This window comes from Streptomyces sp. NPDC056169 (assembly GCF_042268445.1).
Taxonomy (GTDB): Bacteria; Actinomycetota; Actinomycetes; order Streptomycetales; family Streptomycetaceae; genus Streptomyces.
Window position 1 is genome coordinate 33,081 of record NZ_JBHJUO010000035.1, and the last position, 14,665, is coordinate 47,745.

General features: G+C 68.0%; 16 protein-coding genes and 4 pseudogenes. 9 read left to right on the forward strand and 11 right to left on the reverse strand.

Going from position 1 to position 14,665, the window contains the following annotated elements; all coding sequences use genetic code 11:
- Positions 1-90: 90 nt before the first annotated feature.
- Complete coding sequence (locus ACFC0G_RS37950; RefSeq protein ID WP_376413130.1) at positions 91-1,071, reverse strand: CU044_5270 family protein; 981 nt, start codon at positions 1,069-1,071, stop codon at positions 91-93.
- Positions 1,072-1,246: 175 nt separating this feature from the next.
- A pseudogene (locus ACFC0G_RS37955) lies at positions 1,247-1,726 on the reverse strand (RNA polymerase sigma factor); the annotation flags it as partial.
- Positions 1,727-1,873: 147 nt separating this feature from the next.
- Between ACFC0G_RS37955 and ACFC0G_RS37960 the strand changes: the two are divergent.
- A complete protein-coding gene (locus tag ACFC0G_RS37960) occupies positions 1,874-2,092 on the forward strand; it encodes a hypothetical protein (protein WP_376413133.1) in 219 nt (72 codons plus the stop codon).
- Between the two features lie 27 nt (positions 2,093-2,119).
- Here the strand turns inward: ACFC0G_RS37960 and ACFC0G_RS37965 are convergent, their stop codons facing one another.
- Positions 2,120-2,599, reverse strand: coding sequence for an HIT family protein (locus ACFC0G_RS37965; RefSeq protein WP_376413136.1), 480 nt, complete (start codon positions 2,597-2,599; stop codon positions 2,120-2,122).
- Positions 2,600-2,824: 225 nt separating this feature from the next.
- Here ACFC0G_RS37965 and ACFC0G_RS37970 point away from each other — a divergent pair.
- A pseudogene (locus ACFC0G_RS37970) lies at positions 2,825-3,169 on the forward strand (ATP-binding protein); the annotation flags it as partial.
- On the opposite strand, the gene ACFC0G_RS37975 reads toward ACFC0G_RS37970, so the two are convergent.
- Together ACFC0G_RS37975 and ACFC0G_RS37980 are read right to left on the reverse strand one after the other, a co-directional pair.
- Positions 3,150-6,005, reverse strand: a complete 2,856-nt coding sequence (locus tag ACFC0G_RS37975) for a M48 family metallopeptidase (RefSeq protein ID WP_376413139.1) — start codon at positions 6,003-6,005, stop codon at positions 3,150-3,152. The pseudogene ACFC0G_RS37970 and the gene ACFC0G_RS37975 sit on opposite strands and share 20 nt — an antisense overlap.
- 96 nt (positions 6,006-6,101) lie before the next feature.
- The gene (locus ACFC0G_RS37980; protein ID WP_376413142.1) at positions 6,102-6,650 is read right to left on the reverse strand and encodes a hypothetical protein; all 549 of its coding nucleotides are present in this window, start codon (positions 6,648-6,650) and stop codon (positions 6,102-6,104) included.
- A gap of 326 nt (positions 6,651-6,976) precedes the next feature.
- Between ACFC0G_RS37980 and ACFC0G_RS37985 the strand changes: the two genes are divergently transcribed.
- From ACFC0G_RS37985 to ACFC0G_RS38000, 4 genes are all read left to right on the forward strand, one after another.
- Complete coding sequence (locus tag ACFC0G_RS37985; RefSeq protein WP_376413145.1) at positions 6,977-7,228, forward strand: hypothetical protein; 252 nt, start codon at positions 6,977-6,979, stop codon at positions 7,226-7,228.
- A 94-nt stretch (positions 7,229-7,322) separates the two neighbouring features.
- Positions 7,323-7,712, forward strand: a complete 390-nt coding sequence (locus ACFC0G_RS37990; protein WP_376413148.1) for a hypothetical protein — start codon at positions 7,323-7,325, stop codon at positions 7,710-7,712.
- A 57-nt stretch (positions 7,713-7,769) separates the two neighbouring features.
- Positions 7,770-8,111, forward strand: coding sequence for a hypothetical protein (locus tag ACFC0G_RS37995; RefSeq protein WP_376413150.1), 342 nt, complete (start codon positions 7,770-7,772; stop codon positions 8,109-8,111).
- A 69-nt stretch (positions 8,112-8,180) separates the two neighbouring features.
- Positions 8,181-8,969 carry a HEAT repeat domain-containing protein gene (locus ACFC0G_RS38000; protein WP_376413152.1) on the forward strand — a complete coding sequence of 263 codons (789 nt, stop codon included), beginning with the start codon at positions 8,181-8,183 and terminating at the stop codon, positions 8,967-8,969.
- Positions 8,970-9,200: 231 nt separating this feature from the next.
- Here the strand turns inward: ACFC0G_RS38000 and ACFC0G_RS38005 are convergent, their stop codons facing one another.
- Both ACFC0G_RS38005 and ACFC0G_RS38010 read right to left on the reverse strand, forming a co-directional pair.
- Complete coding sequence (locus tag ACFC0G_RS38005) at positions 9,201-9,665, reverse strand: hypothetical protein (protein WP_376413155.1); 465 nt, start codon at positions 9,663-9,665, stop codon at positions 9,201-9,203.
- A gap of 74 nt (positions 9,666-9,739) precedes the next feature.
- Positions 9,740-9,871, reverse strand: a pseudogene (locus ACFC0G_RS38010) (hypothetical protein); the annotation flags it as partial.
- A 229-nt stretch (positions 9,872-10,100) separates the two neighbouring features.
- Here ACFC0G_RS38010 and ACFC0G_RS38015 point away from each other — a divergent pair.
- Positions 10,101-10,448 (forward strand): hypothetical protein, encoded by a 348-nt coding sequence (locus tag ACFC0G_RS38015; RefSeq protein WP_376413159.1) that lies wholly within the window; start codon positions 10,101-10,103, stop codon positions 10,446-10,448.
- A 477-nt stretch (positions 10,449-10,925) separates the two neighbouring features.
- A complete protein-coding gene (locus ACFC0G_RS38020; RefSeq protein WP_376413162.1) occupies positions 10,926-11,174 on the forward strand; it encodes a hypothetical protein in 249 nt (82 codons plus the stop codon).
- 229 nt (positions 11,175-11,403) lie between these two features.
- Here the strand turns inward: ACFC0G_RS38020 and ACFC0G_RS38025 are convergent, their stop codons facing one another.
- The 3 genes and pseudogenes from ACFC0G_RS38025 to ACFC0G_RS38035 all read right to left on the reverse strand — a co-directional run.
- Positions 11,404-11,949 carry an MOSC domain-containing protein gene (locus tag ACFC0G_RS38025; RefSeq protein WP_376413165.1) on the reverse strand — a complete coding sequence of 182 codons (546 nt, stop codon included), beginning with the start codon at positions 11,947-11,949 and terminating at the stop codon, positions 11,404-11,406.
- Between the two features lie 111 nt (positions 11,950-12,060).
- Positions 12,061-12,243, reverse strand: coding sequence for a hypothetical protein (locus ACFC0G_RS38030; protein ID WP_376413168.1), 183 nt, complete (start codon positions 12,241-12,243; stop codon positions 12,061-12,063).
- Positions 12,244-12,724: 481 nt separating this feature from the next.
- Positions 12,725-13,126: pseudogene (locus tag ACFC0G_RS38035) on the reverse strand (transposase); the annotation flags it as partial.
- Between the two features lie 262 nt (positions 13,127-13,388).
- Between ACFC0G_RS38035 and ACFC0G_RS38040 the strand changes: the two are divergent.
- Positions 13,389-13,796: a hypothetical protein gene (locus ACFC0G_RS38040; RefSeq protein WP_376413171.1), complete on the forward strand. Its 408-nt coding sequence runs from the start codon at positions 13,389-13,391 to the stop codon at positions 13,794-13,796.
- 64 nt (positions 13,797-13,860) lie between these two features.
- Here the strand turns inward: ACFC0G_RS38040 and ACFC0G_RS38045 are convergent, their stop codons facing one another.
- Positions 13,861-14,487 carry a hypothetical protein gene (locus ACFC0G_RS38045; protein ID WP_376413174.1) on the reverse strand — a complete coding sequence of 209 codons (627 nt, stop codon included), beginning with the start codon at positions 14,485-14,487 and terminating at the stop codon, positions 13,861-13,863.
- Positions 14,488-14,665: the final 178 nt, after the last annotated feature.

Here is a 14,665-nt window from a genome sequence, read left to right on the forward strand (position 1 = left end):
TGATCGGGGATGGCGAGTTCTCGATCGCGATCGTCCTAATGTTCGATCTTGTCCGGTCTCTGCCAACCCTGTATCCCTACGCGAAGGTCCTTACGGAACCTGTCCGACCTCGGTGACGATGCCGCTGCTGACGAGGGCGACGGAGGTGACGACGGTGCCGGTCTTGCCCCAGGCGCTGTCCTTGACGAGGACCGTGCGCTCGCCGAGAAGACGGGCCGTGCTCGTGTCGAAGATCCACTCAGTGCGTTCGCCGTCGTGCACTCGGGCGACGGCAACCCCGCTGCGCCCGGCGGCGTCCACGGCCGCGGGGGCGACATCGACTCCGGGGATGAGGGCGGCAGCGCGGTAGAGCGCAGCAGCGGTTGCGGGGGGAGTCACCCCGTTGCGCAGCAGATCGCCGATCGTGACGAAGGCCTCCTGGTCCGGGCCGGTCGTGGAGTCCGAACCGGCTCCATGGTTTCTCTCGGCGTCGTCACGGATGAGCTTCAACAGGGCGTGGGGATCGGTCGGCAGGGCAGCCAGGAAGTTGTACGTCGGCGAGTTCAGGTTGGCAGGAGCATCTGGCAGCAGGCTGTCCTTGCCGGCCTTGCGCTGCAGAGTGGGCTCGCTGCCGTCCACCGACGTCCACTGCTCCATGCCCTCGTCCTGGCGCAGGAGTTCCATCTGCCCGGCCTTGGTCTCGGACAGTACCGACGTGTGGCCGACCGTCTTGACGTACACATACTGCCCGTCGAGCACCTTCGTCTGCGACGTCGCATGGGCAGCCAGGGCGGCCCTCTCCAGCACCTGGACCGATGCTGCCGAGGCCGGCGGCGCGTTGTGCGGAGTGGTTCCGGAGCCGAGGCTGAGAACGACGACGGTCGCGCCGGCGGCCATCGCCGCGCTCAACACCAGAACCATGCGTCGCCTCGGCCGCCGAGAGGAACGGGCTCGCGTCTGTCGGTCGATCTCGCTCATGAGATGCCGACGGCGGGCTTCCGTCCGTCCAGGCGCCGGGTCCGAGTAGGCAGCCGGCGGCAGCACATGGCTCGCCTGCTCGCGCTCTGCCTGTTCGCGCTGCTCCGAATTCATCGTGTACCCCTCCTGTGGGAAGCGCGGCCTTCTGCCACCTCGCTATCCGGTATGTGTCCGCTGCCGGTCTGCGGTTCCACAACACGCGGATCTCCGCCAACTCCTCGTCAACAAGCCGGCGCAGCTTCTCTCTCGCGCGTGAGAGGCGGGAGCGCACGGTGCCCACCGGAATTCCCAGCGCCTCAGCGGCCGCCGCGTATCCCAGATCGGACCAGACGACCAAGGCGAAGACCTCGCGCTCGGTCCGCTTCAGCCGTTGCAGCGCACGGGCTGCGGCGGCCAACCGCTGAGCGTCGGCCATCTGCCTGACCACCTCGTCCGAGAAGTCGGGCGACGTCTCCGAGAGAGACAGACGGGACATCGCTTCACGATGCCGGCGGGCCGATCGGGCGGTGTTGCGCATGACGTTGGTCGCGATGCCCAACAGCCATGCCCGGACGCTTCTGACGTCCTCGCGCAGCTTGTCGCGTAACCGCCAGGCCTCCAAGAAAGTGAGTGACATGACGTCTTCGGCGAGGGCCCAGTCGCCCGTCGTCCGGACGGCATGGGCATAGACGACGCGCGCATGCTTGTCAAAGATCTCTGCGAACGCCGCCCGATCACCGGACCGGACACGTTCATTCAAGGGGAGCTCCACAGCAAGAAGTGTCCGCACATCTCCGTCGGTTCCACTTCTCCTCCGCCAGAGACAAGGAAGGCATGGGCGGAACGGTAGCCGGACGGGTGATCACGTCGGATATCCGCAGAGGGCTATCCGACGTCAGGTGATCACGAGCGGTGCGTCAGCTGTAGCTCGACGCCGATGGGTTGTTGGTCGGGGCCGCAGAGTTGCTCCGGCTGGTGCGGTGGCCGCGGAGCCTACGCCACCTGGGTCCCCGCCGCCGACGTACGCCGCCTGGGCGCGTACAAGGTGTTCGCCGCCTACGACAACAACCAGGCCGGCGAGTTCGCCGAGTTCCGCGACGGCGCCGCCGCACGCGAGCGCCGCGCCGCTCAGATGCCTCCAGCGAGCAGCGGCTGACCCTCACCATCACCGGGCCCGCGGCAGTCAGGTCCCCGATCGCAGTCGGTCCAGCTCACTGCAGATCGCTTCCCGCAGTACGCCGTGCCGCGGACCGAGCCTGAACTGCTCGTCACTCCACCGTTCACGCGGATAGAGCCACACAGGCTTCCCCGCCACCTCGGCCGGCTCCCACTCGAACCGCGGCCAGACATGCGCATGCAAGAACGGGTCCGTGTTCCCCAGGATCTCCAGGTTGACCCGGCGGAATGCCGGGTCCAGCCGCCGGCAGGCACGCTCGACCGCTTCACCAAGCTGGTCCATGTCAGACAGGAACGACAGCCGCTTCGCCCTCGGCAGGTCCGACAGCCGCTGCACATCCGGTTCGTCCACGAGTAGAACCGAGTAGCCCGGCAGGAACTGAACATCCCCGATCACCGCGAACCCCGACGTCAACCGTCGCAACACGGTTGGGTTCTCGCCTCTCAGCGCAGCCCCGATCCGATCCATCCGCCAGTCATTAGGCATGGCCAAAACCTACATTCTGGTGATCAAGGACCGCTCCTCACTCCCCATCCCCCTCACACAGTTCAAAGACCAAGCATGGGGCGAGGAGCGGCCCAGGCTGTCTTCAAGTGTGGCGGATACCTCGTGACGCCACTGTGCGTCTGGTGGAGTTCAGCGAGCCTGACTGACCCACCAGGCCTCAAGGAATCACAGGTACTGCCACAGGTCGCTGGGGATGGTGCGGCCGTCGCCTTGGGAACCGAGGCCGCGATGAAGGACCACCGGGTCCGCTACACCCTCGCCACGAAGCTCGTCAACGAGCTGGTCGAGGCCGCCGACGAGAAGCAGCTCAACAAGACCATCGCCCGCTATGGCCGCGTTGATCTTCTCCACATCGATGAGCTCGGCTACATGGAACTCGACCGCCGCGGCGCCGAACTCCTCTTCCAGGTTCTGACCGAACGCGAGGAGAAGAACAGCGGCGCCATCGCCTCCAACGAGTCCTTCGGCGGTCGGACCAAGACCTTCACCGACCCGCGACTCTGCGCGGCCATCGTCGACCGCCTCACCTTCAATACGAGCTTCCAGGAGCCCGCTCCTGGCCGGTGTGGTTGCAGACGGCCGTGGGGCCCGTAGCGGCCGGGCGGGAGGTGCCCCGATAGTTGCCTTCACGCAGGATTCCGTCGATCGCGGCGTTGACGGATTCGGCGCAGAAGGCGGCCGCGCGCAGGTTACTCAGCGCGTTCAGCAGGGCCTTGGGGTCGCGTGCGTCCAGTGCTTGGGTGCAGCGGCGGCTTCCGGTGTCCGCCCAGGTGGCCATCTGATGCCAGTCGGCTCGTACGTGCGGTTCGGCGGGCACGCGGAACCATAGTGTCTCGAACCAGGCGGCCGTCCCCCAGTCGCTACAGACCGACGGAAGTAGCTGGTACAACGTGCCCCACCGGTCCTCGTCGTCCTTCGCCGCACGGAGGGCGGCGGTGAGTTGCTGGTCGTACCAGATCGCTGCGTCGATGAGCTTGTCGCCGCGGAGGCGATACCAGGCCCGGATCTGCCTGAGGCGGGTGGCTTCTGCCAGCGGCGGACCCGGGAGCCCCCAGTTCTGCACCAGGCTGCGTTGGTATGTGACGTCGTTGGTCCTGAGGCCGAGCTGGTACCTCCGGACAGCTCCGTCCGTCGCGGTGGCCGCGACTGCCGCGGCGCACAGCAGACTCACCGCGAGGAATTGAGTGCGCGTTCCTCGGGTCCGCGCATCCACATGACTGGTGACGCGCGCGTTCGGTGGCCGTCGAGGGCGGAGAAGGCCGGCGGCCAGACCCGTGATGACGGCGGTGAGTGCGCAGAGGACCAGAGCGTTGTTCAGAATGAACGTGAACGGGAACAACGGCCGCCACCAGGCCGGCCGCCAGGCGCAGCTGTCCGACAGGACGTTGAGGGGGGTGACGCAGCCGTCAATGGACACGAGCAGGGCCATGGCGGTGAGCCCCATCAGAGCTGCTACCTGACCGGCTATCAGGCCACCTAGCAGGCGGTGGCGTCGGTCTGCGGTGCTCGCCACGGCGGCGGCCATGGTTGCCGGCAGGCATAGTGCCAGCAGCAGGAGTGCTGTGTACCGCAGGGCGTAGAGGCCGCCCCGCGCCTCCGGTACTGGTTGTCCGGTGTGGACGTACGTCTGGATGGCCACGACGGCCAGGCACGCCAGTGCCCCACCCGTCAACCCGGGTCGTAGGACTTTACGCAAAGAGGCCACAGGATCTTCCCTCAGAGCTGCCCGGGTCGGCTCCCAACCGGGACTGTCCGCTACTGGTCCCTTCGCCCAGGCGAGCAGTGGCAGGACCCACAGGAAGGTGATGACGAGGGCGCACATCGGTGTTTCCGCAATGCTGCTCAACTGAGGGAACACCACGGCGATGCCGGGAACTCTGCTCAGGTCCCCGGTCGGATCTGCGGAGGGAAGCCATTGCAAGATGTCGCGGGCAACCATACGGGCGTTCGGACTGTCTCTGTTCAGGCTTGTGACCCCGACGAGCATCCACCACGTGAGCCACGCCATCATGGCGAGGGAGGAGACAGCCGCACACAGGCCGAGCGCGGGGCGCAGAGTCCGGCCGCGCGAGGTTCCGATCCACAGACGTGCGCACTCCGTGACCCACCAACCGAAGGCTGCTCCCGCCGCCACAGGTACGAGCAGGACCAGCGGTCGCTCCGGCAGCCAGGACCAGCCCGCGCCCCAGCCGCTCAGGATCAGGCCGACCGACATCCCGGCCCCCAGCCACCCCCCGGCCCACCCCCCGGAAGGCACTCGGGAACCGGTCAGCAGGGCATACGCAACCGCCCGCCACAGGGCGACCACGATCACACCGGCTACCAGCGCACCAGGAATGACGACCAGGATCACCATCAGGTTGTTGGTGAAATTGACGTGATACAGCGCGATCTGCCGGATCACCTGGGGTACGGCCATGACTGGCACGGTGCCGAGGAGGAAGAGAGGCAGGACGGCGATACGGAACAGCGGCGCGGGGTCAGCGAGTGCTCCCTGACGCAGGCCCCAACGCGGGTGTGTGCGCCACAGTTCGAGGAACGAGTCGAGAGTGCCGCGCGCCGCACTCCGGTGCGGCGTGGCGGTGACGGACCAGCCGTGCGGGTCCGCGCCCCAGCGCGCTGCCGTCAGGTCGGCGTAGATCTCCCGGCTGCGCAGGGTGTCGGAGCGGGTGAGATACAGCAGCACGACCATGACGACGGCCAACGCCGCCGACCGGTCCAGTCGCGGCATGTCGCCGTTCGCAACGACCCCATACATCACATAGCCTAAGCAGAGCACATACGGCAGCAGTACCAGCGCGAGGAAGACCCGCCACAGGGCTACCGTGAGGTAGGTCAAGGTGATGTCACGGTTGGCGATGTGGGCGAGCTCGTGCAGCAGCACAGCCTGGAACCGTTTTGGATCGCTGCGGCGGACGGCGAGCAGGCCGCCGTGAAGACAGACGACGGGACGGCGGGTGCGGCCGAACACCACTGCGCTGACGGAGGTGGCCGTGGGGTCGATCACCACCCGGGGCGGTGAAGCCACATCCGTCGCGGCGCACAGCTCGCGGAGTTGGGCGAGGAGTGCACCGCCTGGGTCGACTGAATCCAGCGGGACGACACGGCTGCGGCGGGCCTTCCACCGCGGCAGCACGGCGAAAAGCAGCCAGGCCATGACCATCAACAGCAGGGGCCAGCAGGCCAGCTGCCACCACGGCGGCGCGGGTGCCCAGGTGGACATGCAGGACCGAAACGCTATGCCCTGACCAGTGATGCTGAGTGACGTGTTCCAGAAACTGCCGTCAGCGGGGTCCACACCTGCAGCGAGGGTGCATCCGGTCACGTCCCCGTCGGCCAGGACTCTGAATACTTCCAGGATCATGGCCCCGCTGGCGGTCAGCATCAGAAGCAACAGAGCGACGAACCGGGGGCCCGTTCCCGCGCCCAGGACCTTCTCGTTGATCCGAAGCCGCTCTTCGGGTCCAAGCCCGGCAGACACCTAGTCCTGCCCGGTGGCCGAGCCCGGATCGGCCGGAGGCTCTGGCGCCGGCGGAGCGGGCGCATCCGACTCGTCGGACAGGGCCAGCCGAGCCACCACCGCATCGGCGATCTCGTCCGCCCGCTCAGCCGGGAGCCCACGCTGCTGGGCCGCGGCCAGGATGAGTGCCCGAACCTGGACCAGCTGATCCCGCGTCAGTGCCGAGACCGCTGCTACCGAGGCCGGGCGTCGCAACAGCCGCCGCATCACACCCGTCACCCGTTGGGAGGTATGGGTCACCGTCGTGGCCACCATGTGCTGCGCCACTCCGTCGAGCACCAGCCATACGACGGGTGTTACCAGCGCGGCGACCTCTCCGATTCCGAACCCCAGCGGCTCGCGACGCCCGCCCTTGCGGCCTAGTCGCCGTGTCACCGTGGCGTCGTCGAAGCGGCGAAGCCCCTCCACAAGCGGCAGTTCCTCCGGCGCGACGGACGCCACTACCGAGCGCACCAGATCCCGCACCAGGTACAACTGACCGTCGCCGGGCCTGTCGGTTCCAGATTCCACTCGTCCCCCAGACGTCCAGCGCTTCCCGGCCCGCACGGGACCGGTCTCACACGATTCACTGTGGCACGGGAAGTGACGGCGCCACAGAACTTTCAGGAACGAGAAGCGTTGCAATCAGGACGCCGCGCCTGGGGCTTGGACAGGGCCGGTGCCGGGGCCCCTGGGACCTCAGCCAGGCCAGAAGGGAGTGTCCCCGAGGCCGTTCGTGGTGTTGTGGTCGACATGGGGCTGGTGGACCGGGCGGGCCTGGTGTCGAGAAGCAGGCGGATCAACTGGCGGAGGCGGCGTGCGAGCTCGCGGACGCTGCAGCCGGTTCCGGCTGAAGCATGGCGGCCATCGATGACGCCCTGGTCGCCATCGACACCTTGGCCGCCGCGCTCGCCCAGGTCGACCCGGAGGTCGCCGAGGTGCTGGCCGCGGTGACGGCCGCGACGTCCACGGCCCGCCGCCGCTTCGGCCTGCCCGTCGAACCCGATCCGGCGCCGGCCGGGACAGAGCGGGGGTCGGAGCCGCGCCCTGCGCGCCGTCCTCGGTCCAGGCGGCGTGGTCTCGGACCCGGATTTCAGGGCAGCCGCTGAACCGCACAGTGGCCTAGATGTCACAAAACGATCTTGGGCACCCTCGTTCTCGTCCCCGCAGGCACCCCTTGGACCACACCACCTGGAGGAACCAGTGTCATACCCGCATCTGCTCACCCCCGAGGAGAAGCTCGCCGACGCGAAGAAGCTGTTGAGCCTCCCGCGTATCGTCGTGATCTGCGGCTCCACCCGCTTCATGACCGAGATGAACGAGGCCGATCTGCGGGAGACCAAAGCCGGAAAGATTGTCGTCAAACCGGGCTGTGACATGAAGTCGCCGCACGACTTTTGGTCCGATCCTGCCGAGGCCGAGGCTCTGAAGGTTCGACTCGACGATCTGCACCGGGCGAAGATCCGGCTCGCTGATGAGGTGCTCGTAGTCGGCGACTACATCGGAGACAGCACCCGAGCCGAAATCGCCTACGCCCGGTCGCTGGGCAAGCCCGTGCGGTTCACGCACCCCGAAATCGGCCCTGACGCCTGACCGCCCGCTGCCACCTCGACAACCACGGCTGGCAGCCCGCCGCCTGACCGTCTCGCGGTGGCTTCGGCCACCGCCCACCCCACACCCTCCGCTGATGACGTTCCAGGGCATATACGCGCCCTGTGCGGGAGTGACGATGAGGCGCGGGAGCAGGCGTTCATCAGCCTGTTCGGCAGCATTTTTCATCAGGGCTCGCGGTATTCGGCCTCTCCGGTCGCCGTGCCGTTTCTCGCGAGGATCGCCGTTGCGGGGCCGGCGGCCGCCCGCCAGGACACGATGCTGCTGCTCACCCGCCTGGCTGTGGATTGGCACGACGAGTACGACGTGACCACCGGTATCAACGTGGCCGAATGGCGTGCGGCCGCAGCGGAGTGCGGGCCGGCGGAACTTTTGCCGTAGTACGAGGACCAGCTGGCCGTCGAGACCGATGCCGACAAGCGCGCGCAACTGCAGGAGGTGCGGGACTGGGTGGCGGCCGGCAACTCGCCCGACTCCCGGTGGTCGGCGCTTCAGTCATACGACGCGGTCCTCGCCGAACTCCCCGGCCTTCTTGTCCTGCTCGACGACGATGACGCCCGTCTGCGGACCCAGATCGCCTACCTCCTGGCCTGGTTTCCCGAAATCTCCGCCACCTCCCTGCCCCGCCTCATGACCCTTGCCGCACACGAGAAGGACCCGGTCACCGCAGCCACCGCGCTGCTCGCCGCCGGCCTCGTCGGCCCCCCTTCCACGGTCGAGGACATCACCTCGTACCTGGATGCCGCAGACCCGCTGATGCGGTGGGCCGCGGCCACCGCCCTCGTCCGCCTCGCCGGCCTCGACGAAGCGCCCGTCGGCCCCGACCTGCTCGGCAGGGCCGTCACGGAACTCACCGCCGCAGCCCACAACACGTTCGAGCACGTGACCGACTACTTCGAAGGCGACCTTCACGGCCACATCGAGCGCACCCTCCACGCGCTCCCGCCCACCTCAGAGCCGGCCGCCGCGCGCGAGGCGCTCGACGCATGCCTGCCCCGCATCGCCCGGGACCGCTCCGGATCCCGCACCCGCAAAGCCATCGAGCAACTCTTCCCCGCTCCGCACCCCGCACCCCGCTACACCGACCTGACAGTGGCGCAGCAGCAACTGCTGGACGATCTCGCCGGCCATCAGCATGCCTGGGTCATCCGCTCGTCCGCCGACCGGTTGCGTGAACTCGGCCTTCCGTGCTCGCAGGAAGCCCTGAAGTCCTTCGTCGGCGTGCACCGCACAGCCTGAAGCCCCGCAGCACTGCGCCGCGAGCGGAGTGGTACTCAGGAACGTGAAAGGCGGCCAGGGCTGTTCGGCGCGATACGCACGCTCGACAAACGGGCGGCCCTGCTCCCCACCTGTGAAGCGCTGGCTCCAATTCCTCACTCAGTGGAAAGACAGAGCGCGTGAGGCGACGAGCAGCCCTGGCCGATTTCAAGGCTGTGGCGGATATTTCGTGATGCCCGCTGTCGCTGCCGATCAGCGGGGCGGGAAGGACGCGAGAGCAAGATCCCATTGGTCGGCCGCGTGGAGCAGGGCGTCCGTGTCCACCCGTACCTCCACGGCGTACTGGTAAATGCCCGTGCTCTCGTCACCCCGCTGCCATGGGGGTTCAGCCTCCAAAGACAGGTGGACGCGAATCACAGCCCCGCCCTCGCTTCGATCGGCGAGACTGAAGGCCAGCACCGGCTCGACGAACCAGGTGTCCGGGGACAGTTCCCCTTCGGCATCCCGGCCGGCCACGGCTACTGTCCCCGCCGCCACCGCGCGCAGCCAGGTGGTCACTTCACGGGCTTCATCGGTCAGCAGACATGGGTCATCAAACGACCAACTGCCCTCGGGGGTCGTCACCTTTCCGCCGACGACCAGCCAGTTGTCGTCGTATGGATTTCCGGGGGCGGCGGGGAATTGGTAGCGCAACGGACAGAGCTCGACGCTGCTCATTCGATCGCTCAGAAGCACTACAGCAGGATGTCATATCCAGCCCGGTAACCCCCAGGTCACGGCACTGTCCCGCGTCATGGCGGCGGCTGGGCGAGGACGAGGGTTCGCAGGAGCGCGAAGGACGCTCGGCCATACGACCGGCGTTTGATCAACTTGATGCGTGTGACCTGACCTTCGACGGCGCCGGAGCTCCAGTTCAGTGTGAGGTTGACGACGGCGTCCTAGTCGTTCTGGAGAAGGGTGGCGAAGCCCTGGACCGGTTGCGGACCTGGCCGAGGGCGCGGGTCATCCATGCAGTGAGGTCGTGGCCTCGGCGTTCTCGGGCGGCACCCGACCACGGTCGCGCGCATCCTCGACCGGAAGGAGCGCGCTCTGCGCGCCGAGGCGGAGGTCCTGGACAAGGAGTCCGCCGAGATCAGTCGGCGCCAGGATACGGTGGAGGCGAACCTGCAGCGCGTCGCTGACGCTCGTGCGATCTTGCAACAGCTCTTCGCGGAGGATCCCGCCCCCTGCCCAGAGCCGGAGGAAGAGCCTGTCGATCCCGGGGCTGATGGGGCGGGGCTGGACGGCGGCGCCGCCGGAGTCGAAGAAGAGGATGTCGAAGCCGTCGTCACGGGCTGGGACCGCAGCACGCCGGGGCCCGTTGACATGGAGGAGGCCCGGCGCAGGGCAGTCACCCTGCTGGCGACGTCCGGCAGGAAGATGCGTGCCCGGGCCATCGCCGAGGTGATCGGGGAGGACGTGTCGACGGCTCCCGGGTGGAGACCACCCGGGGCCGCTTGAAGACGCTGGTGACGTAAGGGGTGCTCATGGAGGATCCGGCGGGCGTGTTCGTCATCGTCACCTCCGGTCACCCCGCCGAGGGCGCCCCCGAGCCGGGAGATGCCTCTTGAGGGAGGAGTGAGGAAGTCTCCCGTGCCGGCCGGAGAGGCCGGTGCGGGGGTGGGTCGGCACCTGCCGCAGCCGTGGAAGGAAGGCGGCGGTGCCGGCACGCGAGCTGCCATGAGGTGGCTCCGCGCACTTGCGAGCGTAGGCGAGATGCCCCTGTCAGGTGAGGAGCCACGAAATCGTCACGGCCGAACGCATTGTGCGTTCGACCGGGTGCGGATCGAGGCTGTTTGCCGAGGACTGGAGTCATGGTCCATGTGACTGGCTTCCAACGAGGCTCTCGGAAAATCGCCGAGACCTACAGCTTGATCATCCTAGAGATGCGTACTCCGACGGATAAGGACGTCGAAGGTCGGCTGATGAATCGCTCCCATGAGTGAGCCGCTCACGCCGTTGCATCGCGTAACACGCCAGTTCGATCCGCCTGCCGTCTTGCTGGTCAGTGGTCAACCGGCGGCAAGGGTGTGCACTATCTCTGCAACGGTCGGGGAAGAGCTCGCCGACTCGTTCGATCTCTCCGTCGGCGGCCGAGAGTGGTTCGCCTGGATGATGAAAGACGTGTTGGGCGGGGAGCGTGCCTGGTTCACCGCCGACGGGAACTTGCACCTCGCGGAGTCGTAGGTCCGACGTCCGTGCAGGCTTCATCCCGTTTGATCACCGTGGTGGTGCCTGGCACGTCGTTGAGCCCTAACCATGTCCGGAACCGTCGATCGGCCGGGTTCTCGTTGTCCCAGGTGCCGGTGACGCGGGGGCCGCTGGGGGCGCATTGGGGGGGGCGACGACGTACGGCACGAGGGCTCCTGGTCAGCCGGGGCGTCGCGACTGTGCACGTCGTCATCGGTAACGCCGTCTAGACGCGCTCCAGGGGGTGGTGAGGGGGCGGCGGGAGCTCGCCCCGTACGGGATCGTGCGGGCGGACCGGCCCGCCGCGGCGGACCACCGCCATGACGCCGGACTTGAAGGTGAACTCGCCCGTGTCCGGGTCGAGGGAGAAGACCTGGCCGAGCAGTCCCGCGCGGAAGTCGTTGATCTTCGCGCAGGGGTTGCGCAGCCCCGTCACCTCGATCACCGCCTGCTCCCCGAGATGGAGCAGCGCCCCAGTGGGGAGGCCCAGCAGGTCCACGCCACGGGTGGTGATGTTCTCGCCGAGCTGGCCCGCGGAGACGTCGAAGCCCTTGAGAGCCAGCTCGTCGAAGAGCTCCTCGTGCATCAGATGGACCTGACGCAGGTTGGGAAGGTCCGGCTCGTACGTCATGCGGAACTGGTGGCGGATCGTCTCGCCCGCGTGGACGTCCCCCTCGACCCCGAGCCCGGCGAGCAGCGTGATCGACTCCCGATTGGGCTTGCTGAACGCGTACGTCTCGTTGCGGCTCACCGCCGTGACCCGGCCGGCCATCGCTCACCCCACGTGCTCTCGCTCCACCTGCTCCAGGTCTGCAGCCAGGCCGATCCTAGTGCGTACCCTCCGGGCGGACCGCGCTGCTCTCTCGTTCGGGTCGATGCGGCCCTACACCTCGTCGCGGTGCAGGCCCCGGGTATGGTCCTGGCGCTCCTCACCGGGCCGGAGCACCCACTGCAGCCTGAGGAACGCGGCCGTCTCGTCCTTGAACTCGGCGTGCACCCCGTACTTGAGCGCCGGAGGGTGCTTGCGGGTGCTGTAGCGCGTGGCGGTGACGGCGCCGGCCGTCATGGCGGCGTGGGCGAGGAGCAGCTCGATGTCGCCGACGCGGACTGGGCCGGAGGCCGGCAGGGCGGGGGACGGTATGAGATCAGGGGCGATGGGTCGGGACTCGGGGGTGGTTCGAACCGAGATCTGCCACCAGGTCTCCCCGCCGCTGCAGGTACGGGTGACGAGGCCTTAAGGGCGTTTCGTCCTGCGAGGGCTGCTTGGCAAGGCGGTGGTTCAAGCGGATCGCGGTCGCTCTTGAGTGCGGTCCGTGAGGTTCAATGCGGGTATGGGGAATGCGCTGTGGGACCGGCTCTCGGTTGAGGAGCAGGCGGAGGTGGACAGCCTCGTTTCGGCTGGGCGGAATGTGCAGGCGATTGCCGTGATGCGTGAGCGTGCCGGTCTACCGGCTCCGGCTCTGCATGAGTGTGTAGACCTGGTGGATCAGCGATTCGTGGTGTTGCGGCAGGTGTTGGCGAGCTCGCGATGATGCCGTGCCCAGCGGTCATGCGTCGCGCCAGTTCGGGGTCGATTCGTGAGTGAGCCGGCTGCTTATGAGGTCGACCATCGCCACCTTGATCATGGCTTCGGAGCGGTGGGGGTGGGTCTCGTAGTCGCAGGCGAGGCGGCGGTGGTGCATGAGCCAACCGAAGGTCCGCAGCACATGGATGCCGCCGGCGTTGTCGGAAACGCTGGCGGCGGTGACCAACACGAGGAGGCCGACTGTGTCGACGCCGATGTGACGTTTGCGGCCTGCGATCTTCATGCCTGCGTCGATGCCCTGGCCAGCCGCGGGCACGTTGGCTGAGGTCTTGACGCTCTGCGCGTCGAGGGCGCAAGCGCTCGGCTCGGCGTCGCGGCCTTCGGCTTCCCGGACCAGGCGCCGCAGGAGACCGTCGATCGAGTCGACGCTCATCGTGTCCAGCAACGCGAGCGCAGCGTCCACCTCGTCGTCGGTGAGGGCGGTCTCGGGCGGGGCGAGCTCGGCGGGGCCCGGCGGGGTCGATGTCGAAGGGGAACGGGGTACCGAGCCGGTGGTCGCTCCGGCGAGCGCGGTGGTCATCTAGACGTACCGGCCGTTGTCGAGCTCGCTGATGATGAGCCGGGGCGCGGGGGCGAACTCAAGACGCCAGAAGTACGGGATGGCGGCCTCGGCGTAGAGCATCGGCTTGAACTTCCGGTTGAGGGTCCTCACGGAGGCCGCGGCCGTCGGGCTGCGCGCGGGGGAGTGGATGCGGGCGCTGCCTCTCCCGGACGGGGCCTGGATCTGCGGTCCGCTGGCCGATGCCGTGGAGGAGGCCCTGGCCGGCCTGGACCCGGAGGACCGCGACGATCCCGACCGATACGGGCACGGCGGTGTCTCGGAGTCGGCGCGCACGCGGCTGGACGGCCTCGTCTACGACGTGGCCGAGACCTCTACCCTCAGGGCGGAGCAGCGGGTAGCACTGTTCGCCGTGGTCCACTGTGTCCGGGGCATCCCGCAGACCCTCGCCAACGACCCATGGACAGTCGTCCAGCGCGGGGACCTCTCAGCCCTGTGCGCGATCATCGACAGCGCCATCGCCCGCCCGGTGTGAGCGCCCCGACGGGCAACTTCGCCGCTCCTCAGGAACGCCGCGGACGCGACCCTGCGTCGCCGCATCACCGCGGAGAACGCTCACCGCCGAGGTCGCCGGCTCCGGTGGACCCAGCGAGAAGGTGACCGGAGTCGAGCGGACGCGGTGCGACGAGGTAGCGGATCTTGCCGGCGTCGTGGCCGAGGACCTGGGCGATCGCGTCGATGCTCTGGTGGAGCAGGCGGTGCAGTACGAGGGCGTCGTACTGCAGCCCTGTGGTGGCGTGGATCTCGTCTCTGGGCCGTGTGCGGCTTTCGGTACAGGCGACGAGCTGGCCCCAGGCGAGTAGGGCGGGGTTGGGTTGGCCAAGGACGTAGTGCCAGTGGGCGTACACCGACAGGTCCGGCGCCTTCCACCACTTGCCCACCTGCCGGTGCGGGTGTCCGAGCGACGTTGCCGCCTCCCGCTTGGAGAGGGAGTGGAACCACACCGGCAGGCCCTCGCTGAGCATAATGTGCGGGAAGTGCACCCGCGGCCGCCAGAACCAGACGTCCACCACGCCCTGGCGGACGTAGTCGAGGTGGCGCTGCCGCCAGCCGTCGTCGGTCATCAGCTTGCGCTGTGCCTCCAGTGGGATGTTCGTTCCGTTCTCCAGTAATACTTCGGCGTCGGCCCGGCGGTTGCGGTCCTCGGTCCATTGTTCCTGCCGCACTCGGGCGACCCCGGGTCTCGTCCGTGCCCAGGCCGCCAGTGTGGTCGTGATGTGCCAGACGGTCTCCGGGCCGTGGCCGCCACTAAGTCGTCCTGCACCGCGCTCTCCTGTTCATAGCGGTGCTGCCCCGCCGACTGCGGCCGGGGTGGGTCTTGGTCGTCGAACCCGCGCGAGCGTA